The sequence below is a fragment of the Candidatus Litorirhabdus singularis genome (assembly GCF_026262625.1).
GTDB classification, from domain to species: domain Bacteria; phylum Pseudomonadota; class Gammaproteobacteria; order Pseudomonadales; family Halieaceae; genus Litorirhabdus; species Litorirhabdus singularis.
In genome coordinates, this window is the sequence record NZ_SHNN01000004.1 from 339570 (window position 1) to 362500 (window position 22931).

Below are 22931 nucleotides of genomic sequence, written 5' to 3' on the forward strand. Positions count from 1 at the left end.
TTGTTATTAAGCTTAAGTGGTCAGATTAAGGGCTCTGACCCCTTTAAATGCAACCCGGCAGAGCTAGGGAGCCCTATAGTCCAAGGGCGGCTCGCGATCTCCCAGCAGAGGCCTGTAAGTGAAATTAGGACCTCGGCGCTCCTCAAATTCAGCCTGTGCAGATTTCAACAGTGCGGGTGAATTCAGGAGTTCCAGTGTGGAGCGCGCCATGGCCTTTGCTGCCAACAGCATGCCATTGGTGCCAATGGGCGTACCACCCGCGGCGACAGCCTGCCAGGTGTGCGGAACGGTCCCCGGCACCCAGGTCGCGGTGGATAAACCTACGGTGGGCACACCCCAGCTGACGTCTCCTACATCAGTGGAACCCGGTATACGCACAATTTGATCGGAATAGGGCTGCACTGTGTGTGCCAGCGCCATATCCGGCAGGGAGCTAGCAGGCATGGTCTGGCGCAGCTTGTTGGCAAACTCCAGGTCAGACGGTGAATAACTAACGCCTCCAAAATAGCTCAAATGATCGTGCATCATTTTACTCAATGTCAGGTTCGGCAACACACTGTGACTGCCGTGTATGACCTCGTACTCGACAGTAGTGCCGGTGCCTAAGGCAGCGCCCTTGGCTGCGTTCTCCAATCGCGCAAACGTACTCTCCACCAACTCGCCGCTCGCACCGCGAACATAGTAGTAGACCTCCGCGAAATCTGGCACCACGTTGGGGGCTTCACCGCCATGGGTAATGACGTACTGAATGCGAGTGTCTGTGGTTACATGTTCGCGCAGCATATTCGCCATATGATTCATGGCTTCCACAGCGTCAAGCGCCGAACGCCCGCGGTGAGGTGCTACAGCGGCATGCGCCGCCACACCATGAAAACGAAACTTGGCGGATTTATTTGCCAGCGTAGTGCCGGCTGAGGACACATTACGGTCTGACGGGTGCCAGTGCAGTACGGCGTCCACTCCGTCAAAGAGCCCCGCGCGGACCATATAGACCTTCCCCGACCCTCCTTCCTCAGCCGGAGCCCCATAGAGCTTTATAGTTCCAGCTTGGCCGGTAGCCTCAAGTCGTCTGGCAACTGCAATGGCCGCTGACACCGAGCCGGCGCCAAACAGGTGGTGTCCGCAGGCGTGGCCGGCGCTGCCATGGTCTGCGCGTATTCGAATGGGTTCAGCCTGTTGCGATAGACCTGGCAGGGCATCAAATTCTGCCAGAATTCCGATCACTGGGCCTCCGCGCCCATAGCTGGCGACGAACGCGGTGGGCAGCCCCGCAACAGGTGCATCAATGGTAAAACCTGCTGCGCGTAAAGTATCCTGAAGTGCCGCCGAGCTCTTGTGCTCCACATAGCCCAGTTCTGCCAAGTTCCAGAGCGTCATGGCGAGCTCGGATGCCGGTTCCTCTTGCGCCTGAATTTCTTGTGCCACCCAATCTGATAGATCGTCAGCAACAGCTTGCTGCGCTGTAATTGCACAGAGCAAAGCGACAGAATAAATGGCAGCAGATAGTCGGCACATAGTGCTTGGTCACTCCTGTGAATAGAAATAGTTATCGATGGCGTCGTAGTATGAACATAAATAAGTATAGGGCAACTAACTAGGGGTTAACTAAGGGCTCTGACCCCTTTAAAGAGGCTCGCCGCACTATCTCCCGGGACATGGCCTTGAAGATCCACAGATGAAATGGCACCAGCGGATACCAATACAGCAGGCCCCAGACGCCGGCCGGATGAAAGTACGCGGTTGCGCGCACTTCACAGGAGCCCTCGTTGGGGATAATGTCGAATTCCAGCACGCCTGCGCCAGGCAGCTTCATCTCTAACAACAGGGTAAGTTTGCGCTGGGGTTGCAGGGCGATGACTCGCCAGGCGTCCACGACGTCGCCTACCCGCAGGTTGTCTGGGTCACGACGCCGGCGCCTGAAGCTGGGCCCGCCCACCAGCCAGTCTCCGGCGCGGCGTAGCCACCACAAGGTATTGAGGGCAAAAAAATCGCCATCATTGCCTACACGACAAATCTGCTGCCATAGTTCAGTGGGGCTGGATGAGCTTTGGCAACTGCCGGTAGCTTGCTTGGCGTAGTAGGCATAGCGCGGCTCAAAGTTGCGGCAGCGAATAGACCCCTCTACCCAATGCGCAGGGATGTCGTGGTTGGCCTCTTGTGCCAGCGCATCCAGAATGGCTTCTTCCAGGGCGAGCAGTGGTATGGGAACCAGAGCGCGCAGAGCGGTATCGTCGGCCAGTACATCGTGCTTTAAACCGTCTACCAGCGCCCGCGCGATGTTTGTCGGTACGGTGGTGACGAGGCCCAGCCAGTGCGAAGACAGCTTGGGCGTGAGTACGGGCACCGGCAGAATCCAGATTTTGCGCCCCAGTATTTTCGCCAATCTGCGCATGATGTCTGCGTAAGTGAGCACGTCTGGACCGGCTGCGTCGTAAATTTGCCCGGCAGCAGCTGGTAGGTCTGCTACTCCGGCCAGGTAGGCAAGCAAATCGGGTAGGGCGATAGGCGGCGACAGTGAGTAAACCCAGCGCGGGGTTATCATCACTGGCAGGTTATTTACCAGGTCGCGCATGACCTCAAAAGCAGCCGACCCTGGCCCTATGATCATACCTGCCCGCACTTCTGTTATGGGCACGCTGCCACTGCGCAGCACCTCACCGGTTTCGTAGCGCGATTGCAAATGCAGCGATTCCGGGTTGTGCGGAATCAACCCGCCCAGATAGACAATTCGCTTTACCTCGGCGAGTGCTGCTGCGTCGCGGAAATTGGCGGCGGCTTGCAAATCCAGATCGCCAAAATTGCTTCCTGCCGCCATGGAATGCACCAGGTAGTATGCGGTGTGCACGCCTTGGAGAGCAGGGGCAAGCGAGTCGGGATCTAAAGCATCGGCGGCGGCGCACTCTACACCCGGCCATTCGCGCCCTTCAAGTACGGCACGATTGCGCGAGACTGCGCGCACGCGTTTGCCGCGAGCGGATAAGAAGGGCACCAGGTTAGAGCCGATATAGCCGCTGGCACCAAACACCAGCGTTACGTCATCAGGTTCGGCGTGAGTTGTCATAGGCTTAGAATACGGGAAACGGCGGGGCAGCGGGTCAGTGCACGCTATTTTCTGCCAATTTCTTCTGCAGCACTTCAGTCAACAGCGGCGTTAAGGGCTCTGACCCCTTTAGAGCAACCCCTTTAGAGCATTCGTCGCTGCCGGTGCTTGGCGATCACCAGGCCTCCGAGGGCGCTGATCAATAGCCATGCGGCGGCTGGAAGGGGGACCGGCGAAATGCTCGTAGCATCAAAATATACTGAGTGCATATTGGCGCCATTTATTATATCGCCTTCAGCGTCATACTCAGGGGAGGTATCCAAAAAATCGAGGACAAAACGACTGACCGCGGGCCCTGCTTCGGGCAAGCTACCCGGTAGTGAGTTGTCGACAAGAAAATCTCCAGCCAGAAACTGGACTCGGAAATTAATTGCCATCCAGGCTTTTCCAGCTGAATCCTCTATGCTGAAACCAGAAAATTGACGCTCAAAGCCATCAAGCTCTGGGCCTACGTCGGCATGAAGCAAAAAAATATCAGTTTCCACTGCACTCACATAAGCAAAACCTGCTGGATCACTGAATACATCGGGGCCAATAACACCTGATAGGCCGACCATCGCACCCGGGTAAACGTTTCCGGGAGCAACGTCAGCTCCTAGAGCACTATTATCATATGTGAAGGTTGCGCTTATCGTTTGGCCACTGGAATAAATTGGATTCGGGGCAGGTAAGAACTCCCACTCGCCATCCACAGAGGACTGCAATGTGCCTTCTTCTTCCTTATCAACTATGCCTGTAAGGGCATATTGCACCGTGACAGCGTGTGCGCTGAATGCAGCGCTAACCAGAAAGATTCCCGCAAGTGTTCTCATCAGGGTTTTCATTTCTTCTCACCTCTCAAGGCTTACCGAGCTCTTGCTTGAGTCTGTGAAGTAGCGACTACATCAGTGGACTGGCAGAGCTATAAACGGCTTCTAGTACTGACAAGTAAAGCTCAGGAATGCCAATAACGCCAGCCGGCCAGGCTCCAACAGAACTAAGGGCTCTGACCCCTTTAAAAGCCAGAGCTTCAGCTCTTGCCATACAAATCAACTTCCAGACTGGAAATTGCGTGTACCAGGGCGTTGGGTGATATTTTCTGCTTGCCGGTCCAGGTGATATTGGGGAAGCGGTCAAAGATGCGTTCAAAGGCTATCTCCAGCTGCATCTTCGCCACGCGAAAGCCGAGACATTTATGTGCACCGTGGCCGAAGGCTACATGCTTGGCAACATTGGTGCGGTGCATATCAAAGGTGTCAGGATTGGGGAATATATCAGCATCGTAATTGCCGGCGCCGTACCACAGCACTACCTTTTCATCCTTGGCGATCTTCTGCCCGCGTATCTCGGTATCTTGGGTGGCTGTTCTGCGCATATGGATGACGGGGGTGGTCATGCGTAATGACTCATCAGACATCTTGGGCGTCAGGCTGGGGTCTTCTAGCAGCATAGCTCGTTGATCGGGGAACTGGGTCATCAACCGCAGTGTGCCAGAGAGGGAATTGCGGGTGGTATCGTTGCCGGCAAAAATGATCAGTAGCCAGGAGCCATCCAGGAATTCCTGCGGTAACAGTTCGTCGTCCATGGTGGACTGGGCGATGGCGGTCAACAAATCGTCGCGCGGGTTCAGGCGGCGATCTGCCATGACGCTCTCGCCGTAGGCGAACATGTCATTCACGACAGTCTTAAATCGCAGAGGGAACAGCGGCTCTGAGAAAAACGTTTGCCACGGGTTGGTCATAAACTGAGACGCCATTTCCAGGTAGTGCATCCAGTGCACGACTTTGGGCCGGTCTTCTTCATCAATGCCTAACATCTCACACAAGGTGAACAGGGGTAGTTGTTCGGCAAACAGTTTTACAAAGTCCACCACCGGGCCACGCTTTTCCATGTCGTCCAGCAATGAGTCAACTTTGACTTCCACTTTCGCGCGCAATTCAGCGACGTAGTTTGGCGGCAAAAAAAAGTCTTTTTGTTGCATCCGCATTTCTAAATGCTGCTGCGCGTCCAGGTTGATCAGTGAGTTGTAGGCGGCGGGCATCAGTTTTTTGGGCCGCCAGTTTTCGCGCGGGGGAACCCCGATATTGATGCTGCCTCGCTGAGAAGAAAAAACATCCGTCGCCAGTTCGATCTTGCGAATATCTTCGTAGCGACTGATAGACCAAAAACCAGACATGCCCTGCTTGCTGGGTGACCACATGACCGGTGCGGTCTCGCGCATGGCTTTGTAGAGGTCAAACGGGTGGCCTACTGTCCAGGACGAGGGGTTCCATAGCGCGAAGTCGGTCAGCGATGGATAGATCGCGTCATAAACGGGATTTTGCGCACCTGTATCAATCAGTATGTCGTCGCTAACCAGTCTCACACTCTTTCTCCGTATTTAATTCGATACTTCGTTGGGCAACTGCGGGTCGTATTCGTGACTATAAGCGCCAGTGTCACCCTGAAACGTCACCCTAAAGCCCGCTGGAAGGCAGGTCGCGCCATCGCGCGTTCCAGATAAGCGCGCACCCGCTGGGAATCGGCAGTAATGTAGCCCAGATGGTCGGCGATCATCAACCCGAACACCAGCATAATATCGGCGGCACTGAAGCTGTCGCCGAGTATCCATTCCTGCTTCCCCAGTGCCTTCTCGACGACCTGTACAAGCGTTGGAGCAATCTGCTGGCCACGCTCTACCAGTGCCGGTATGCGTCTGTCCTCGGGCATTGGGCCGCTGTGGGCCGCTATCTCGCCCATGATCACAGTCAGTGGGTTCTCGCCATACTCCAGCCATTGGATAGCCAGCGCGCCCGCTTGCGTGTCGCGTGGCGGAATAAGTTGTCCTCCGCCGTATTTTGCATCCAGATACTGCAATATGGCGCTGGTCTCCCAGAGTACAAAGCCGTCGTCGTCGATGGCGGGTACTTTACCCAGCGGATTGACCTTCAGGTATTCCGGCTGTTGCATGGCATCGCTGAACATCTCAATGGTCTCCAGTCGATACTCGAGACCAATTTCCTCACAGAACCACACCACGCGCATGGAGCGCGACAGGGGTGAGTGGTGAATGGTTATCATGGTTTTGAGTCTCCGCTTTGCGCTATATCGCCGCCAACTTGGCCTGCACTTCTTCAGTCAACAGCGGCACCACATCCAACGCCTTCAAGTTCTCTTCCAGTTGTTCAATTCTGGAGGCCCCCAGTATGACTGTGGATACTTTGTCGTTGAGCAGGCACCAGGCCAGTGCCACCAGGGTGGGGGTTGTCTGCAACTCTGCGGCAATGGGTAGCAGATTTTCGACGCGCTTCATGCGCCCCTGTCCGCGCTCAGATTCGACCATGGATTTTTTCAGCCACTCGTAACCAGCCAGAGAGGCGCGTGAGCCTTCGGGAATCTCTTGCAGATACTTACCGGTCAGTGCGCCGGACGCCAGCGGCGACCAGGTCGTGGTGCCCATGCCGTATTTTTCATACAGCGGTGCGTATTCCACTTCAAAGCGCTCCCGGTCCAGCAGGTTGTATTGGGGTTGTTCCATGGCGGGTGGTGTCAGGTGGTTGGCCAGCGCAAACTCATAGGCTTCGGTAATCTCTGCCGCGCTCCACTCCGAGGTGCCCCAGTACAACACCTTGCCTTGTGCGACCAGGTTGTGCATGGCCCACACAGTCTCGCCGATGGGCGTGTCGGGGTCGGCGCGGTGGCAAAAGTACAAATCGAGGTAATCCACCTGTAAGCGTTTCAGGGCCTGATGGCAGGCTTCGGTGACGTGCTTTTTACTCAGGCCTTGTTGGGTGGGTGACGGGTTTGGGGTGCCGCCAAAAAACACTTTAGACGAGACGCAATAACTGTCGCGGGGTCGGGCCAGGGCTTTTAGCGCCTTGCCCATCACCACTTCTGATTCACCGGCTTCATAGCCTTCGGCGTTGTCAAAAAAGTTAATGCCGGCGTCAAAGCAGGTACCAAACATTCGCTCGGCCAATTGGGTATCAACCTGTTTATTGAAGGTGACCCAGGAGCCGAAGGAAAACTCCGAGAGTTTGAGGCCTGAGTTACCGAGCTTTCGATACTGCATGGTGCGTCTCCAATCAATGGCCGGTTTTAGTGGCCGGCAGGTGTGGCCCCTCTCAAGGGCGGTGGTGCCTAGCATAGAGCCGTGATCGTCGATATGCGACCCACGGGTTCAATAATCTGTATCGGGGGGTGGTTGATTGCCTCTGGTATCTTGCCTACGCTGATTGAGGTGAACTCAACTAATCTGTCGCAGGTGATAACAACTATGAAAACCAGCATCGATCAGTACTGCATTAACGTGTCCGACCTGGACAAGTCCATTGCCTTCTGGGAAGGGGCGCTACAGCTTACGATTACTCACCGTATTGAAACGGAAGGTTTCACGGAGATTGTGTTGGCAGGGGACAATGGCCATCGCATACAACTGGCCAGCCACCATGACCAGACCGGTCCTATTGAGCACGGCAACGGCTTTTGGAAGCTCTACTTGAATACCGATGATTGCGCGGGCTTGTACCAGCGCTGCATCGATGCGGGTGCAGAATCCATCTCAGCGCCAGAGCGCCTGGAGCACTGGCCGGTTACGGCGGCGTTTGTGCGCGACCCCGATGGTTATATGGTCGAGATACTGGAACACCATGGTGAAGCACCGGCACTGAGTGGGCCGGCGGCGTGACCCTGGGTCTATGCCGATTACTGTCTACCGAAATGTTCGGTTACGGCGACGTGTGCCCAAAGTGATACACCTCTAGTTGATAGAGTTGAGTTATACGACAGCAATGGCCGTGCCTCACGGGTATGGGCGTGTTGATTCGTGTTCAGGGCGTACGAAACATAATCGCTGGCGTTGGGTACACGTCTGATCTGATCGATTGGCCCTCTTTAGTGCGCTGGCTAGCGGCTTAGGCTCGCCTGGGCCATGCCATGCGGGACGGTATGAACACGGTCATGGCTTTGGGGTGCTCTAACTGAATACCAATGATTGCGCGGCTCGGGTGGGTATCGGTTAGATATTCTGGAGTACCATGACGAAGCACGGGTAGGGAGTCGATTGCTGGCGTTAAAGTGGCCATTTAAGCGGTCATATAGACGGTAATAATCTCTATATTTTACTTTTTAAATATATGATTATAATAGGAAATATGGATATTTTTATGTGGCCTATTAAGTGGCCATAAATGTGGCCACTATTATGGATCAGAAAGAAGACAAGGCTCTAATGGAGCCGATGAAGATTGCTGCCGATTCCGCTGGATACATGGGGTTGGTGGATTTGGCGCTAGATTTGGCCAGCGCGTCCGAAGGCTTCAAGCGCAGCATGCCAGAGGGCACGGTGCGCGCCGTGGCCGATATGGTCCGCTCAATGAATTGTTATTACAGCAATCTGATTGAGGGTCACGATACGCACCCGATCGACATAGAGCGTGCACTGGCCAACGACTACAGTGAGGATGCGCACAAGCGTGAGCTCCAATTGGAAGCTAAAGCGCACATTGAGGTGCAGCAATGGATAGATGCGGGCGGCTTGGCGGGGCGGGCGGTATCGGAAGTCGGGCTTCGAGAGACGCATAGACGCTTTTGTGAGCTTTTGCCGGCGGAGCTACTGTGGGTGAAAAGCCCAATGTCTGAAGAGCGAATTGCAGTCGTCCCGGGAGAGCTTAGACAAAGCGATGTGCAAGTTGGGCGCCACGTTGCAGTCAGCCCCGGTGCGGTGCCGCGTTTTCTGCAGCACTTTGAGAGTGCTTATGGCAACTTGGGTAAAACGGAAGCTCTGGTTTCTCTTGCGGCATCTCACCATCGTCTTTTATGGATACATCCGTTCGTGGATGGCAATGGTCGTGTCGCTCGTTTGATGTCTCATGCGCTGTTATTGGACGTGTTGGATACGGGTGGGGTCTGGTCGATAGCGCGTGGGCTGGCCAGGTCTGCTGCAGAATATAAGGCTACGCTACAGGACTGTGATTCTGAGCGCAGGGGGGGGCTGGATGGGCGCGGCAATTTGAGTCAATCCGCGCTGACAGGTTTTACTCACTATTTTTTGTCGACCTGTATTGATCAAATTAAATTTATGGAAGGTCTGGTGAGTCCAAATAAAGTGCGAGACCGAATTCAGAGTTGGTGTCGCTTGCAAATAGAGTCAGGCATCTTGCACAAAAAGTCGCCCTTGTTATTGGATGCGGTGTTGTTTCAAGGGCAAGTAAAGAGGGGTGAGGTTGAGCACGTTTTGCAGGTGGCTCCGCGTACCTCCAGAAGGGTCGTAGCTGATTTACTGGGTGCCGGTATCCTCGCCTCAGACGGAGTTAAGTCGCCATTGAGAATAGCGTTCCCAGCAAAGCTCGCTGCTGAGATTATGCCGGGGTTGTTTCCCGAGGTTTGAGGTTAGGTCACAGCAACAGTTGGGTTTAGGGGGTGCTCGCCGGGGACTAATTCGAGATATTGAGCTGAACATCTGCCCATTCATGGTTATATTGGCGGTATGCATGCAGCTATAACTGACACAGTCCTTGCGGCAACGGGGGCGCAGACAATTCGCAGCGCCACCGTCATTCAATCGCTATGGAGTGGCTACGGTGAGATCGTGCGCCTGGAGCTCGAAGGCAGTCGCTATCCCTCGGTGATTCTCAAGCACATCAAACTGCCAGAAGCGGGTCACCATCCCCGTGGTTGGAACACCGGGCTGTCGCACAATCGCAAAATACGCTCGTATCAGATAGAAGCTCGCTGGTATCAGGACTACGCGCATCGGTGCGACCAGCGCTGTCCGGTGCCTGACTGTCTGGCGGTCAATGCTGTAGAGGATGAAACCGTGCTGCTGCTAACAGACCTTGATTCGGCTGGCTTCGACCTGCGCAAAGAGCGTGTGACGATTGAGGACATCCATGCGTGTCTGGATTGGCTGGCGAGTTTTCATGCGACCTTCCTCAATAGTTCGGCAGACGGGCTGTGGGAGTGCGGTAGCTATTGGCATCTGGATACTCGTCCTGATGAATTGGCTGCCCTTGAGGATGTAAGTCTGCGGCAAGCGGCACCGTTGATTGACCAGCAATTGCGAGAATGTCGCTATCAAACTTTGGTGCACGGTGATGCCAAGCTGGCCAACTTTTGTTTCACGGGGGCTACCCCGAAACCCGGCGTGGCGGCGGTGGACTTTCAATACGTGGGACGTGGCTGCGGCATGAGGGACGTGGCCTATTTTATCGGCAGTTGTTTGCGTGAAGACGAATGCGAAGCGTTGGAAGAAACCCTACTGGATTACTATTTTGCCAGGCTGGGTGAGCAGGTTGCCGAGAAGCACCCCGGTGTAGATGCCAACGATTTGGAAACAGAGTGGCGCGGACTTTTTGATGTGGCCTGGGCGGATTTTCATCGCTTTCTCAAGGGCTGGAGCCCGGGCCACTGGAAGCTCAATAGCTATAGCGAACGGCTGACCCGCAGAGTCATCGAGCGGCTGCAAGCATGAATCAGAGCGACCTGCCTTTACAGCAGTTGTGTGATGTCGCTATGCAGGCGGCGAGACAGGCTGGTGAGTTTATTCAAAGCACCGACCGTAGCACCTTGCAGCGACAGTACAAAGACGCCGGCAGTAGCGCAGCATCCCAGCTGGTGACCGAGGTGGATGTGCGCAGTGAAGCCATTATCCGCCAGTGTCTGCAGGCAAGCTGCGAGCAGTGGGAGATTGCTTTCGTGGGCGAGGAGTCGTCGCAGAGCGTTTCTGACGCTATTCCCGAGCGCTTGCAAAAGCCCTATTACTGGTGCGTAGATCCGTTAGACGGCACGCTACCTTTTATGGAGGGCAGTTCAGGCTATGCGGTTTCGATCGCGCTGGTCGACCAATCAGGCGTGCCCTTGATGGGTGTGGTTTATGATCCGGTGAACGCTACGCTGATGCATGCCATTAAGGGGCAGGGCGCTTATCGAGATCAGATTCTAATCAGCGGGGCCGTATCAGTGTCGTCAGCGTTAATAGTATTCGCAGATACAAGCTTTAAGGCACATGAACATTACGCTGACGTACTCGACACCTTAAACCGCTGTGCACAGGGTTCAGGTCTGGGTGGCGTTGAATTGGTGTATGGCAGCGGGGCAGTGAAAAATGCCTGCCAGGTGTTGGACTATCCCGCTGCTTGCTACCTAAAACTGCCCAAGCCTGAAGACGGCGGCGGCAGTATTTGGGATTTCGCCGCCACCGCTTGTATCGTCAGCGAAGCCGGCGGCTGGGTCAGTAATATTCATGGGCAACCGCTAGACCTTAATCGTCAGGAATCCAACTTTATGAATCATCAGGGTGTGGTTTATGCGTCCAACGAACGCATAGCACGTTACCTGATCGATGCGCTTTGACCCCATGTCTTCCATCAGGGCCTTTCTAGTTCATTTTTGATGTCAGGTCTTTCTGCAACGTTTTGCAGGTAATGAGATAAAGCACACCCCCCACTCCGTACAACGACACCGCATACAGAATCGACTGGCCAAGCCCCTGTGCTCTGGCAGTCTGGCAGATTTCTGTCTGGGCTGCGCCCAGCGTTGCCAGCAGTTCTGCCGCAGTACCGTCACAGGCTTGGGCGCTGATCATTGCACCGCTTTGTAGCGACTCCAGTTGACTGCTCATCAGCACGTCGCTGAGAAAACCGACGAAGATTGGCCCCAAACCGTAACCGATCAGATTGACCACAAACAACATGATGGCGATGGCTGTGGCGCGGGAGCGTGGACTGGCAACCCCCTGGCAGATCGTATATTGGGCACCAAGATAGGAGTAGTGCAGCAGATTGCCGACCAGCAAGCAGGCCAGTGCAACATTGACACTGTCAGCGGAAAATCCTATCCAGTAAAAGGGCACGCACAGTATCAGGCTGACTCCCGGGATTACTGCCACCGCATTGGGGTACCTGCCACTGGCGCGCTCGGTCAAGTAGCCTGCCGCCAATGCGCCGACGGAGGCAGCGAGCCCTAGCGGAACGGCGATCTGGGTGGCTACTTCCGCCACATTCAAGCCGTGTGTGCGCTGGAAAAATGGCGCCGAAAAATTGCCGACTCCGTAGCCAACGAAGGCGAGAACTGTGGCGGCGGTGATGTTCATCCAGAAGGTGGTCTTCTGGGATAACTCCCGTAACGTTTCGCGCAGGCCCGTTCTCTCCTCGTGCTGGGTACCTGGCTGGTCAGAGTATCCACGCGGAGGTTCTTTGACGCTAAACAGTACGATAAACCCTATCACAATGCCGGGTATTCCCAACGCCAGGAAGGCTTCGCGCCAAGAGAACATCTGGGCAATAGGGCCTCCGAAGGCATTGGCGAGAACGCCGCCCAGCGTGACGCCCAGGGCGTAAATGGCCAGAGCCCTGGCGCGACTGCGCGCCGGGAAATAGTCCGCAATGATGGAGTTAGCCGGGGGGGTGCAGCCGGCTTCACCAATACCGACACCGATGCGAAATACCAGCAGGGCCACGAAGCTGCCGGCTATTCCACACAAGGCGGTCATTAGCGACCACAAGATAACACTACCGGCAATGATCCTTACCCGATTGTAGCGTTCTGCCCAGCGGGCGATGGGTATACCCATCACGGTATACATCAGCGCGAAGCCAAATCCTGACAGCAATCCAAACTGCCAGTCCTGCAGTTTGAACTCCTCAATGATTGGCTGCGCGACCACGCCTATCAGTACTCGGTCAATGAAGTTGAGGGTATAGACCAGAGTCAGTGAAATCAGCACGAAATTGCGATACCCACTCGTGCCGTAAGCCTGCCCTGTATTGATCAATGGTGTTGCCGCGCCCATCGGTATTCCTTACTGTTATTTTTATTTAGTACACAGTGTAACTTATTAGCGGCTACTACTTGCCACATCCCCAGGCAATACCACGCCGCAGCAATTCGTAGTAAGTGGGCGAATTCCAGGACCCTCTGACCACGGGAACAATGTCCGCAAGCGGTTTCATGTCGTGCTTGCCCGTGCAGTGACCTAGCGATAAGTACAGTACCTCTCCTTGGCCGTAGGGGTGCAGATACATCTGTGGATGCCTGTCCCGGTCTGTCCCGTAGTCTGACCGGACGTAACCTGTCGATGGCTCGTTGTAGCTGGCTTCAAGCAGTACTTTTTGTTCGCCCATAGGCTCACAGTAATAGGGTTCTTCATCTTCCACGACAAAATCGCTAATCCCTGCTGTCAATGGATGGCTGAAGTCCGTCACCTTAATTTCGATTGTTTGGTTCGCCGGATGCGCGATAAAACGGCTGCCCAGCAGTTCCATAAACTTGGGGGCTAAATTGGGTGTATCGGCCTTACCGTCGACAAACTCGAGCAATGCGTTGGTTGCATGCAACGCGAACCAGCGACCGCCCGACTCAAGGAAATCGGCTAGCGCGCTCTGCTGCGCAAGTGTCGGTCGTAGATCACAGGTGTAGGTAATCAGCAATTTGCTGGCGGCGATGCCGTCGGTGTCAGCAAAGCTGTCGGCAACCCTCGTGTGCACGTCCTCATCTTCAGCCAGTAACTTGAGCAATTCGAGTCTGGCAAAATTGGTGTCGTGATATTTCGCGTTGCATATCAGATAAACATCGGTCTGTTTACTTACTGTCACGAAGATCCCTATTCAGCTAGCGTCCATCGAACCTATTAAAGCACACCGTTGGGGCTTGCCTGGTTTGGCATTCAATCCTCAGGCGCCCAGGCAATCGGAAATACCTCAGGAAACTCGCCAAGGCTCTGGCCGTTTTCGGGTGTGTAGTCGTAAAGCGGCAACGGATCCGGTATTGCCTGGCTACGACGTTTCAGATAGGTGACATCCGGTCCTGCCCACAATGAAGCATGAGATCGGCGTGGGTGCGGTAGCTCCGCACCACCCAGCGCTGCGTGCAGGATGTCGCCGTGAAAGAGTATGACGTCGCCGGGTTGATAGTCCCAGCCCATGATATCAAAGGAGTCTTTCGCCGCTTCAATGTCCGGCAGTTGGGGTAGACCCGGGTCCAGAAACGAATCGAAGTAAGTCCAATGCTCATGGGCCTCTCGGCCAATCAAAATCTTGCCGGCTGCAAAATCATCTTCCAGGGCCTGAGCGGCTTCCGGATCGTCGGCAGGATCCATGCCCACGGGTGGACGGTAAGTCACATTCCACAGATGTGAGCCGCGCACCACTTCAAGGCTCGCGTTGCGTGGCGTCGGGTCCGCACAAATCCACGCTCGCGCCAATTGGTGCCCCTGCACATTGTAGTAACAGGTATCTTGATGCCAAGAGCTTGGAGATATCTTCCCTGCCGGTTTGTAGAACATCTGATCCATATAGAAGCGCACCGGTGCATTCAGCACGGTGCCGACAATCTCTGCGACCGGTGATTGGTCCAAAAACTGTTTTAGCAGCGGTGAATGACTTGCGGGGAACTGATCAATGCGCAGTGGCTCAGCAACTCCTGCGGACATGCCATCGGGATGATTGTTGGCGTGTTCTAAACCTTCTGCCAGCACCTCAATCCATTCTGGCCCGATAACGCCCTTTAGCAACACGGCGCCGTCACGATGATATCTGTCTATTTCATCGTCAGTAATATCTCGCACTAATCCGCTTAGCTGGCCCACGGTATCCTCCTGCGTTCAATGCCTATTAGCATACGCAAAAATCAGAACACATACAGGTGGATCATCTACGCATGATTTTGACCTCAGTCAAACATAGCGCAGGCCCTGGTCAGGTCCTGCGCCGCATGCTGTAGATTCGTCGGCGTCAAATTGACAACGCTTTGCTCCAGTATATTACCGAGAGTGTCGGCATCTTTAGACGTCATGTCGCCATCGCTGACGGCCTGGGTGATGGCGACACCGGCCTGCTTGAGCAATACCTGTATTTGCCGGATATCGGTGTTGATGGCCGCTGACTCGGTAGTCTGGTTCAGGGAGCTGGCATTGCCACCGCGCGCTTCGGCAGCGCAGATGGCGTCACGCGCCAGCAGGTCCAGGCGAATCGGTTTGAAACGTGCAATACCGCCGGTGATATCGGCTGTTAAATCAGGATACATGGCTTTGCCTACCGCGCGCCGTAAGGGCGAGTGGGCAACATAAAGACTGCCGTCGGGCGCTACCACGCTCATGGCCAGGGAATCTTCCCGGCCTTCGGCAAAGTAGCGTAGCTTGCCGGTTTGGCGGTCTAGCAGGCCCATACCCATATGCAACATCAGGGTCCTGCCCAGCAATTTTTTGCCCCCGCCGATCATAATAACCACACCGTTGGCGGTTACCGTTGCCGTCAACGCGTTGGATTGCACATCGACATTGGCATAACCATCAAAGCCCGTTAGCTCAGCCGTCCAGGTTCTGCTGCCGTGGTCACCGTGGTCGATGAGCTGGATTACATCACTGGCAGTGACGGCGTACAGCTCGTTGTTATCCGGTGACACCGTGATGGAGCCCACCAGCGGCTCGCCCACATCCACGCGCCACACTTCGTTTAATGCACTATCCAGCGCAATAACGTTACCCGCGTTATCAGATACATACAGGCGATGGCCGTCTGCACTTAGCGCCGGTGTTGATCCGGTACCGCCCTTGAAGGTCTTGCGGTTTAATACCTGGAATTGGAGACCACTGTTACCGTCGTCAATCAGGTCCAGGGCGTAAATGGCACCCAGTTCGGACCTGCCGTCTTCTGTACCGTCTGCTGCATCTTCCGCAGTAGCGGCCATATAGATGCGGCTGCTGTCAGGGTCGATACTGAAAAAGTTGGTCACAATACCGCCACCACCATAAATATAGTTCACGGCGGAGGAGAACAAGCTCAAGCCTTCGTCGGTTTTGCCAAAGGCTTCATCCATTAGCGGGTCGACCTTGTTAAGCACAAATTTGGGTATATTCGTGCCGTTGCCACTGATGGCGGGTGCGCCGGGGATTTGACCGATAGGGGCTATTAGCTCACCGGTCTTGCGGCTGAAGGCGAATAGCGCGCCAGCTTTGGTTATCGATACCAGTGAATCTGTTGCCGGGTGATAATTGAGACTATGGAATTTGGTGTTCGCTGTGTTGCCGGGGTCCGAGGGGGGCAGGCTTAAACCGGTAGCTTTACTCCATATCACGGAGCCGTCCGGGCGCAGGGCCATGACGCGGTTATAGCCCACGATATAAATGATCTGGGAGCCGGGGTTGTCCGGGTCGTTCAATATAAAGGCCGGGCTGCTTGCCTGTATATCGTTGTCGGCGGGCAGCGCCCAACGCCGTTCGCCGCTTTTGGCATCGAGTGACACCAGCACCACGCGTTCACCGTGGTAAAACTGTGGGCTAAAGTAGAGATTACCTTGGTTATCAAAGAGCGGGCCATTACCAATGAAGTACGCAGGTTCTGCCACCCAGTCCAGTTCAAACATCGGTGCGGCGACGCCCCAGACGCTGTCTGAATTGGCCACGCCAACATGTATGGCGTTGAATTTGTCGGGCTCGGGGATGATGTCGTAGTTGTGCTGCCCCGCCGCGCGAGCGCCAACTGGCTTCCACTGGGTTTTCTCCGGTGGGCCGAAGACCTTGGGGTTATGGGGCCGACCCTCGTCAAAGAAGATTTTAAACACGGCGAAGCCAACGATTGTGATCAATAACAAAGTGACTACTTTTCGGGTCTTCATTTTCAAGGCGCTCATTTTCACGTTAACCAATGTACCAAAATTGAAGCAGGCGAGTGGCTAGTCGATGCTACGTTGATAAGCCCATGTACACTCCTACTTATAATTTACCCCATTCCCATTTCAGAAATGCGTAGGGTGCAAATTCAATGGGATCCAGTTCTGCCAGCACCTTTCCGTCGTTTAACATGCTGTTATCACCTACGGAATAGAAGCCGCCCAGCATGCGCTTCACTGGCACTTCATGCCAGGGATCAAACTCGGATGGGGTCAGTTCGATTTCTACCTCTGCGAGAATAAACGTCTTTGGCCTGAACACAGTTTCTCCCTGAATTAACCGGGGCGGGTAGTCAAAAGCTTCACTTGCTACCGGAGAGGGGGAATGTTTGAAATTAAAAGCCAGGTTGGAGTATTCCCCTTTCGGATTCAAACCTAAACTCAGCATTTCATCCATTGCCGCGTTGTCGTTGAGCTTGCCCGTCAAGTTTGCCTTGACCTTCATGAATTGGATGCCATGTCGCTCTGTCCAGCCCTCAACTGTGTCACCTTCACGCTGCAATGCAATATTCGCCAGCTTCTTGGGGTAGCCCCATATTTCTCGCCCACCGGCCATGGCCATATCATTGGTTACCGGCATGGACAGGCAGTAAAAACCCTCCGTACCCTCAAAGCTCGCCCTTATCAAAAGAGCGGATTCCAAATACGGAAGACTAAAGTTGGTAGACGGATAATTGGCGACAAAAGCGAGTACCACAGGCCTCGAAGCTGGTTTCAGCGGGGGAGGCAGCAGTTTCTCAATCGCCTCAGGTGTGGTTTCCCAGACAAGCGTCAGCATCTCGGCATCGTAGAAATCACCACTGGCGGTAGAATTTCCCAAAATTTCTTCATAGGTCTTTACAAAGCTCATAATGGATATCCTGTGCAAATTTTCATGACAGTGCTTTCAGATTTCTAATGGGTTCGATTATAGAGATTGCAGGAGAATCTATAGAATCATATTCGGCCACGTTCGCTTCGGCTGTCCTTGCTGGAGAAATCAGGGGTTAGCTCCGAGCAACTGTTTAATGGGTTCTGCCAAGTTAATGCGTCGATTCTACCAATATCAGCGCATTAACTTGGCAGAACCACCTATTGAGAAAACTGCCGATAAAGCTTATTATGGCATATAGGCTGCCATAATAATTAGAAGCCAGAGAGTCAGCCAACTTCTATCTGATTACCAAGGATGCTACCCATGAGAAAGTCACTTACCGTCGTCATTGTGCTCATAGCTGTGGTGGGGACCCTGCTACTGTCATTGCCCACAATTTTGCACAAGGCCGGCCTACACCCTGAGTATGATGGACCATCGGTTGCATTACCCGGCAAGCGTGCCCTGATTATCACTACCAGCCACGGCGTGCTGGCGGCCCCGGGGGAAACCGAGGGCCCGGCCACCGGGGTGATGGCCTCTGAGTTTACCCACCCCTACTATACGTTCCTTGATGGTGGCATGGAGGTGGACATTGCCAGTATCCAGGGCGGTGAAATCCCCATTGACCCCCAGACTTTGCAATTTATGATTCGGTCGCCGGAAGACGATCGCTACCTCAATGATGCCATTGCCCAGGCCAAGGTGGAGAACTCCATCCCCATTGCCGACGTGGATATCGGCCAGTACGACATCGTGTTCATATCGGGTGGTTGGGGCGCAGCCTACGACCTGGCGCAATCCCCCGTGTTGGCGGCGAAGGTGAGCGAGTCCTACTACGCTGACAAGGCTGCAATGATTGGTGGCGTGTGCCACGGTGTGCTGGGCCTGGTTAACGCGCTCGACCGTGACGGCAAGCTGCTGATCGCCGGGCGCCGTATGACCGGGGTGACCGACAAGCAGATCAAGGAACTCGGTATAGAACTCACACCACTGCACCCGGAGTCGGAGCTGCGCAAGGCGGGTGTCGTATTCGAAAGCCAGACCGCATTCAGGGATATCTTAGCCACCCATGTTACTGTCGACGACGAGCAACGCTTTGTGACCGGGCAAAACCAGAATTCCGGGCTGGAAACAGCGCATCGCATGATGCAGGTTTTAGCTGCTCGGGAGTAAAGGCCATGAATAACGCGATGAATAAAGTACTAAAACTATTGGTATTGCTACCGGCAGTACTTTTTTTGGTGACCGGTATCCGCTGGCTGGTTGCTCCTGCAGGAGTAGCGCCGGAGTTTGGGGTGGTGCTGGGCCACGGAGTGGGCCTGAGTTCACAGGTGGGCGATATGTCCGGTTTTTTCCTGACGCTGGGCATCTGTATGCTCGTTGCACTGGTGACCGGTCGCCGCACTTGGTACTACCCACCCGTTCTTCTTCTTTCCATCACCGCCCTGGGGCGAATTGTTGCCTGGCTCTTCCACGATGCCACTTTGGCTGTGGACCTGATTGCTCCCGAAGTGGTGGTGTCGATTATTTTGTTGGTGGCTTCCCGCCGCTTGCCTGACGAGGCCTGAGCGAGTGAAGCGGTGTTCTGTTGTTAGTCAATTCATGGCAGGCGCAGTGTTGGCCGGCGCCTTGGCCGCTGGTTTTACCGCGACCGCAGCTTCTGCCCTGCAGTCAGAGAATGGCCAAAGTATTGGCGGCTCGGCGCCAGTGCCAGTAAACAGGCCGAACATTGTGTTAATTCTTGCCGATGACTTGGGTTTTACCGATATTGCGCCCTACGGTAGTGAGATCAATACACCCACCTTGTCTGCAATGGCGCAGCGGGGAATGAGTTTCACCAACTATCATACCGCCGCCAATTGCGCGCCGGCGCGGGCTATGTTGTTAACCGGTGTCGATGCGCATGTCGCCGGAGTGCCCAATATCCCCGAGATGCTGGGGCCGGAGCAACGGCGCCATGATCACTATCAGGGTGTACTGGGCAACAATGTTGTTACCGTGGCGACCCTGCTGGAGGATGCGGGCTATCACACCTACATGGCCGGCAAGTGGCACCTGGGTGCAGGGGCAGGCAAGCTGCCCAGCCAACGCGGTTTTGAAAGAACGGTGGCGCTTGCAGATTCCGGTGCAGATAACTGGGAACAGCGCCCGTACATACCCATCTATGACAAGGCCAACTGGTACGCCGATGGCAAGGAATATGAGCTGCCGGAGGATTTCTACTCGTCACGTTTCCTGGTGGATAAAACCATTGAGTTTATCGACAGCAATGTGTCGAACCAACGTCCGTTTTTTGCCTACCTGCCTTTCCAGGCGGTTCACATTCCTGTGCAAGCGCCCCAGCACTTTATCGATCCGTATATGGCTACCTACGAAGGTGGCTGGGATGAGTTGCGGGAACAGCGTCTGGCGCGAGCGATAGCACTTGGCATAGTCCCAGAGCGTACTGGTACCGTGCGCATGCAGACCACTGACGACTGGGAATTGCTCGATGAAGAGAGGCGGCGCTATGAAGCCAAGCGCATGGCGGTGTACGCGGGTATGGTGGAGGCAATGGATTTTCACATCGGTCGCTTAATCGAGTATCTCAAGGCGAGCGGCCAGTACGACAATACGATATTTATTTTTACGTCTGACAACGGTGCCGAAGCTAGTGGACCGGCCGACCTGCAGGATTTCGCCACCCAACGGATGGTCTCTTCCCTTGGCTATCGTACCGACTACGAAACCCTTGGCTTGAAGGGCAGTTACAATGCTATCAGCCCAAGTTTTGCCAGCGCTGCGGCGAGCCCGCTGGCGTATTACAAATTCTATGCCGGGGAGGGTGGCATGCGGGTGCCGCTGATCATAGCGGGGGCATCGTTACCCGCAAAGGGTGTGCTCAGTTCGGCCTTTTCTTTTGTCACGGATATCACACCTACGATTCTTTCCTTTGCGGGAGTCACACCACCAGGAGAACGTCATGGCGGGCGGCCAGTAGAGCCGATGATCGGTCGCAGTCTTGCACCTCTGCTGCTGGATAATGCTGCCGGTGTCTACGGACCGGAGGATGCCGTTGGTTATGAACTGGCCGGTCACGCGGCGCTGTTTCAGGGTGACTACAAAATTGTATTTAATCGAGGGCCGTTAGGAGATGACCGTTGGCATCTCTTCAATATCGTGGAAGACCCCGGTGAGAGTCACGAACTGTCGAGTGAAATGCCGCAGCGGTTTCAGAGCATGCTTTCAGCCTATGAACGCTATGCCAAAGATAGCCGGGTTGTGCCGGTTCCGCCGGGTTACGATCACCGCAAACAGTTGGTATTGAACATATTGTATGGTGGGCTGCGTACGCCGTTTGTCGTCGCCTGCCTGAGCGTGTTGATGTTGCTGCCGTTCTATGTGGCTTACCGGATGAGACGCCGGGATATGCGTCGACCGACAACACTTTAGTCGGGCGTTAGTGGCAGATTCAGCTTTCAAGTGCCAGTTTTTCAGAAAACCGTAAGGTAAGCTGTCAGTAACCCTAAACCAGCAACCTGCGGTTGCTGGGCGTAGCCAAGCGTTTTAACATGGACCCTACAGCGCCGTAGCTTCGTCGGCGGCAGTTCGTGCGATCCGCATTGGCCGCTGCAAGAGAGGCGGGCTAACGGCGCTAATCGACCCGCACCTTGAGAGTGGTAAAGCTATGAATCAACCGGCAACCAAATTGGTACTGCAAGCTGTTTACGAGTGGGAGCGCAGCGATCCGCAGCGCATCTATATGACGCAGCCCACAGGTAACGGTGGCGTGGTGGAATACAGTTGGGCTGAGACGCTTGACGAGGCGCGTCGTATGGCGGCTTACATCACGTCGCTGGACCTGCCGCCCTGCAGCCATATCGCCATGATATCTAAAAACTGTGCGCACTTTATTATTGCCGAGCTGGCGATCTGGATGGCCGGGCATGTAACCGTAGCCCTCTATCCAACCCTCAATGCAGATACCGTTAACTACATTCTCGAGCACTCAGAGGCCAAGCTGCTGTTTGTGGGCAAACTGGACGATTGGGACACAATGAGCGCCGGCGTGCCCGCGACGCTGCCGGCGATTGCTTTGCCGCTGGCACCGCCTACAGATTACCCGCAGTGGGATGATGTGATCGCTGGACAGGCGCCGCTGGGTGGAGAACCCTGTCCGCCGCCTGAGCAGTTGGCGCTGATCTGTTATACCTCTGGCAGTACCGGGCGCCCCAAGGGCGTGATGCATTCCTTTGAATCCATTTCGGCGCCGGCGCACCTGATGCTGGCCGAGCTGGATATCCGGGCCGATGACCGTATTCTCTCTTACCTGCCGCTGGCGCATGTTATGGAGCGATTGACCGTAGAATGTGGCTCCTTTTACAGTGGCCTGCATATCTACTTTGCCGACCAGCTGGATACTTTTTTACAGGATCTGCGCCGGGCGCGGCCGACCCTGTTTATCTCTGTGCCGCGGTTATGGCTAAAATTCCAGGGTGGTGTGCTGCAGAAGTTCCCTGAGCAGCGGTTGAATCTGCTGTTGAAAATACCGCTGTTGGGTGGGGTGGTCAGGCGCAAGATTCTTGATGGCCTTGGTTTGGCCGACGTGCGTTTGGCCGGCAGCGGCTCGGCACCGCTGCCAGCAGAGCTGATTGACTGGTACGACCGACTGGGGCTGCCCATCACTGAGGGCTATGGTATGAGCGAAGACTTTGCCTACTCGCACTTGTCCACCGCCCAAAGGCGCCGCCCGGGTTATGTCGGCTTTCCCTGCCAAGGCGTAGAGACACGCATCAGCGACAGCGGCGAAATAGAGATACGTTCGCCGGGTAATATGTTGGGGTACCTTAAAGAGCCGGAAATGACGGCCGAATGCTATACCGAGGACGGCTTTTTCAAAACCGGCGATCGCGGGCATTATTCCGACGACGGTTTGCTGCTGATTACCGGTCGCGTAAAAGAGCTGTTTAAGACCAGCAAAGGCAAGTACGTGGCGCCGGTTCCAATAGAAAACCTGCTCAATTCCGATGGCCTGATTGAACAATGCTGTGTGTCTGGCCCCGGCCGAGCGGCCTGCTACGCAACGCTACAACTGGCTGAAGACCTGCGCCCCAAATTGGCCGATCCGCAGTTCCAGGAAGAGATCACACCGCGGCTCGAGGCTTTACTGAAGTCGGTTAATACCCAGGTAGAGCCTTTTGAAAAACTGCAGTTCCTGGCGATTGTGAGCGAGGACTGGCAAGTCGCCAATGACTTTCTGACGCCAACGCTGAAGATCAAGCGTAACGTGATCGAGGACGCCTACGATCCACATCTGGACGCCTGGTATGCGAGCGGCCAAAAAGTGATTTGGCCGTCGTAAGGTTTCGCAGT

General features: G+C 54.9%; 19 protein-coding genes. 8 read left to right on the top strand and 11 right to left on the bottom strand.

Annotated elements, in window-relative coordinates; translation table 11 throughout:
- Window positions 1-63: 63 nt before the first annotated feature.
- From EYC98_RS18755 to EYC98_RS18780, 6 genes are all read right to left on the bottom strand, one after another.
- On the bottom strand, window positions 64-1515 hold the full coding sequence (locus EYC98_RS18755; RefSeq protein ID WP_279246926.1) for an amidohydrolase: 1452 nt from the start codon (window positions 1513-1515) through the stop codon (window positions 64-66).
- A 79-nt stretch (window positions 1516-1594) separates the two neighbouring features.
- Complete coding sequence (locus tag EYC98_RS18760) at window positions 1595-3061, bottom strand: SDR family oxidoreductase (protein ID WP_279246927.1); 1467 nt, start codon at window positions 3059-3061, stop codon at window positions 1595-1597.
- 122 nt (window positions 3062-3183) lie between these two features.
- On the bottom strand, window positions 3184-3924 hold the full coding sequence (locus EYC98_RS18765) for a VPLPA-CTERM sorting domain-containing protein (RefSeq protein WP_279246928.1): 741 nt from the start codon (window positions 3922-3924) through the stop codon (window positions 3184-3186).
- Window positions 3925-4109: 185 nt separating this feature from the next.
- Complete coding sequence (locus EYC98_RS18770) at window positions 4110-5444, bottom strand: cytochrome P450 (protein ID WP_279246929.1); 1335 nt, start codon at window positions 5442-5444, stop codon at window positions 4110-4112.
- Window positions 5445-5530: 86 nt separating this feature from the next.
- Entirely contained in the window at window positions 5531-6139 is a 609-nt protein-coding gene (locus tag EYC98_RS18775; RefSeq protein WP_279246930.1) for a glutathione S-transferase family protein, read from the bottom strand.
- Between the two features lie 22 nt (window positions 6140-6161).
- Entirely contained in the window at window positions 6162-7130 is a 969-nt protein-coding gene (locus EYC98_RS18780) for a potassium channel beta subunit family protein (RefSeq protein WP_279246931.1), read from the bottom strand.
- Between the two features lie 204 nt (window positions 7131-7334).
- Here EYC98_RS18780 and EYC98_RS18785 point away from each other — a divergent pair, with 204 nt between their 5' ends.
- The 4 genes from EYC98_RS18785 to EYC98_RS18800 all read left to right on the top strand — a co-directional run bounded on the left by EYC98_RS18785 (window position 7335) and on the right by EYC98_RS18800 (window position 11410).
- Window positions 7335-7745, top strand: a complete 411-nt coding sequence (locus EYC98_RS18785; RefSeq protein ID WP_279246932.1) for a VOC family protein — start codon at window positions 7335-7337, stop codon at window positions 7743-7745.
- A gap of 516 nt (window positions 7746-8261) precedes the next feature.
- Window positions 8262-9446: a Fic family protein gene (locus EYC98_RS18790; protein ID WP_279246933.1), complete on the top strand. Its 1185-nt coding sequence runs from the start codon at window positions 8262-8264 to the stop codon at window positions 9444-9446.
- Window positions 9447-9545: 99 nt separating this feature from the next.
- Window positions 9546-10529 carry a phosphotransferase gene (locus EYC98_RS18795; RefSeq protein WP_279246934.1) on the top strand — a complete coding sequence of 328 codons (984 nt, stop codon included), beginning with the start codon at window positions 9546-9548 and terminating at the stop codon, window positions 10527-10529.
- Window positions 10526-11410, top strand: a complete 885-nt coding sequence (locus EYC98_RS18800; RefSeq protein WP_279246935.1) for a 3'(2'),5'-bisphosphate nucleotidase CysQ family protein — start codon at window positions 10526-10528, stop codon at window positions 11408-11410. Before EYC98_RS18795 ends, EYC98_RS18800 begins: the two co-directional genes overlap by 4 nt.
- Window positions 11411-11435: 25 nt before the next feature.
- Here EYC98_RS18800 and EYC98_RS18805 read toward each other — a convergent pair whose 3' ends face one another.
- The 5 genes from EYC98_RS18805 to EYC98_RS18825 form a co-directional block, all read right to left on the bottom strand.
- Entirely contained in the window at window positions 11436-12848 is a 1413-nt protein-coding gene (locus EYC98_RS18805) for a spinster family MFS transporter (RefSeq protein WP_279246936.1), read from the bottom strand.
- Window positions 12849-12903: 55 nt separating this feature from the next.
- The gene (locus EYC98_RS18810) at window positions 12904-13650 is read right to left on the bottom strand and encodes a ThuA domain-containing protein (RefSeq protein WP_279246937.1); all 747 of its coding nucleotides are present in this window, start codon (window positions 13648-13650) and stop codon (window positions 12904-12906) included.
- Between the two features lie 71 nt (window positions 13651-13721).
- The gene (locus EYC98_RS18815; protein WP_279246938.1) at window positions 13722-14642 is read right to left on the bottom strand and encodes a phytanoyl-CoA dioxygenase family protein; all 921 of its coding nucleotides are present in this window, start codon (window positions 14640-14642) and stop codon (window positions 13722-13724) included.
- Between the two features lie 83 nt (window positions 14643-14725).
- A complete protein-coding gene (locus EYC98_RS18820) occupies window positions 14726-16669 on the bottom strand; it encodes an outer membrane protein assembly factor BamB family protein (RefSeq protein WP_279246939.1) in 1944 nt (647 codons plus the stop codon).
- Window positions 16670-16766: 97 nt separating this feature from the next.
- Window positions 16767-17573 carry an acetoacetate decarboxylase family protein gene (locus tag EYC98_RS18825; protein WP_279246940.1) on the bottom strand — a complete coding sequence of 269 codons (807 nt, stop codon included), beginning with the start codon at window positions 17571-17573 and terminating at the stop codon, window positions 16767-16769.
- A 327-nt stretch (window positions 17574-17900) separates the two neighbouring features.
- Between EYC98_RS18825 and EYC98_RS18830 the strand changes: the two genes are divergently transcribed.
- The 4 genes from EYC98_RS18830 (at window position 17901) to EYC98_RS18845 (ending at window position 22920) form a co-directional block, all read left to right on the top strand.
- Window positions 17901-18752: a type 1 glutamine amidotransferase domain-containing protein gene (locus tag EYC98_RS18830; RefSeq protein ID WP_279246941.1), complete on the top strand. Its 852-nt coding sequence runs from the start codon at window positions 17901-17903 to the stop codon at window positions 18750-18752.
- 5 nt (window positions 18753-18757) lie between these two features.
- Entirely contained in the window at window positions 18758-19147 is a 390-nt protein-coding gene (locus EYC98_RS18835; protein WP_279246942.1) for a hypothetical protein, read from the top strand.
- A 4-nt stretch (window positions 19148-19151) separates the two neighbouring features.
- The gene (locus tag EYC98_RS18840; protein ID WP_279246943.1) at window positions 19152-21011 is read left to right on the top strand and encodes an arylsulfatase; all 1860 of its coding nucleotides are present in this window, start codon (window positions 19152-19154) and stop codon (window positions 21009-21011) included.
- A 235-nt stretch (window positions 21012-21246) separates the two neighbouring features.
- The gene (locus EYC98_RS18845; protein WP_279246944.1) at window positions 21247-22920 is read left to right on the top strand and encodes an AMP-binding protein; all 1674 of its coding nucleotides are present in this window, start codon (window positions 21247-21249) and stop codon (window positions 22918-22920) included.
- Window positions 22921-22931: the final 11 nt, after the last annotated feature.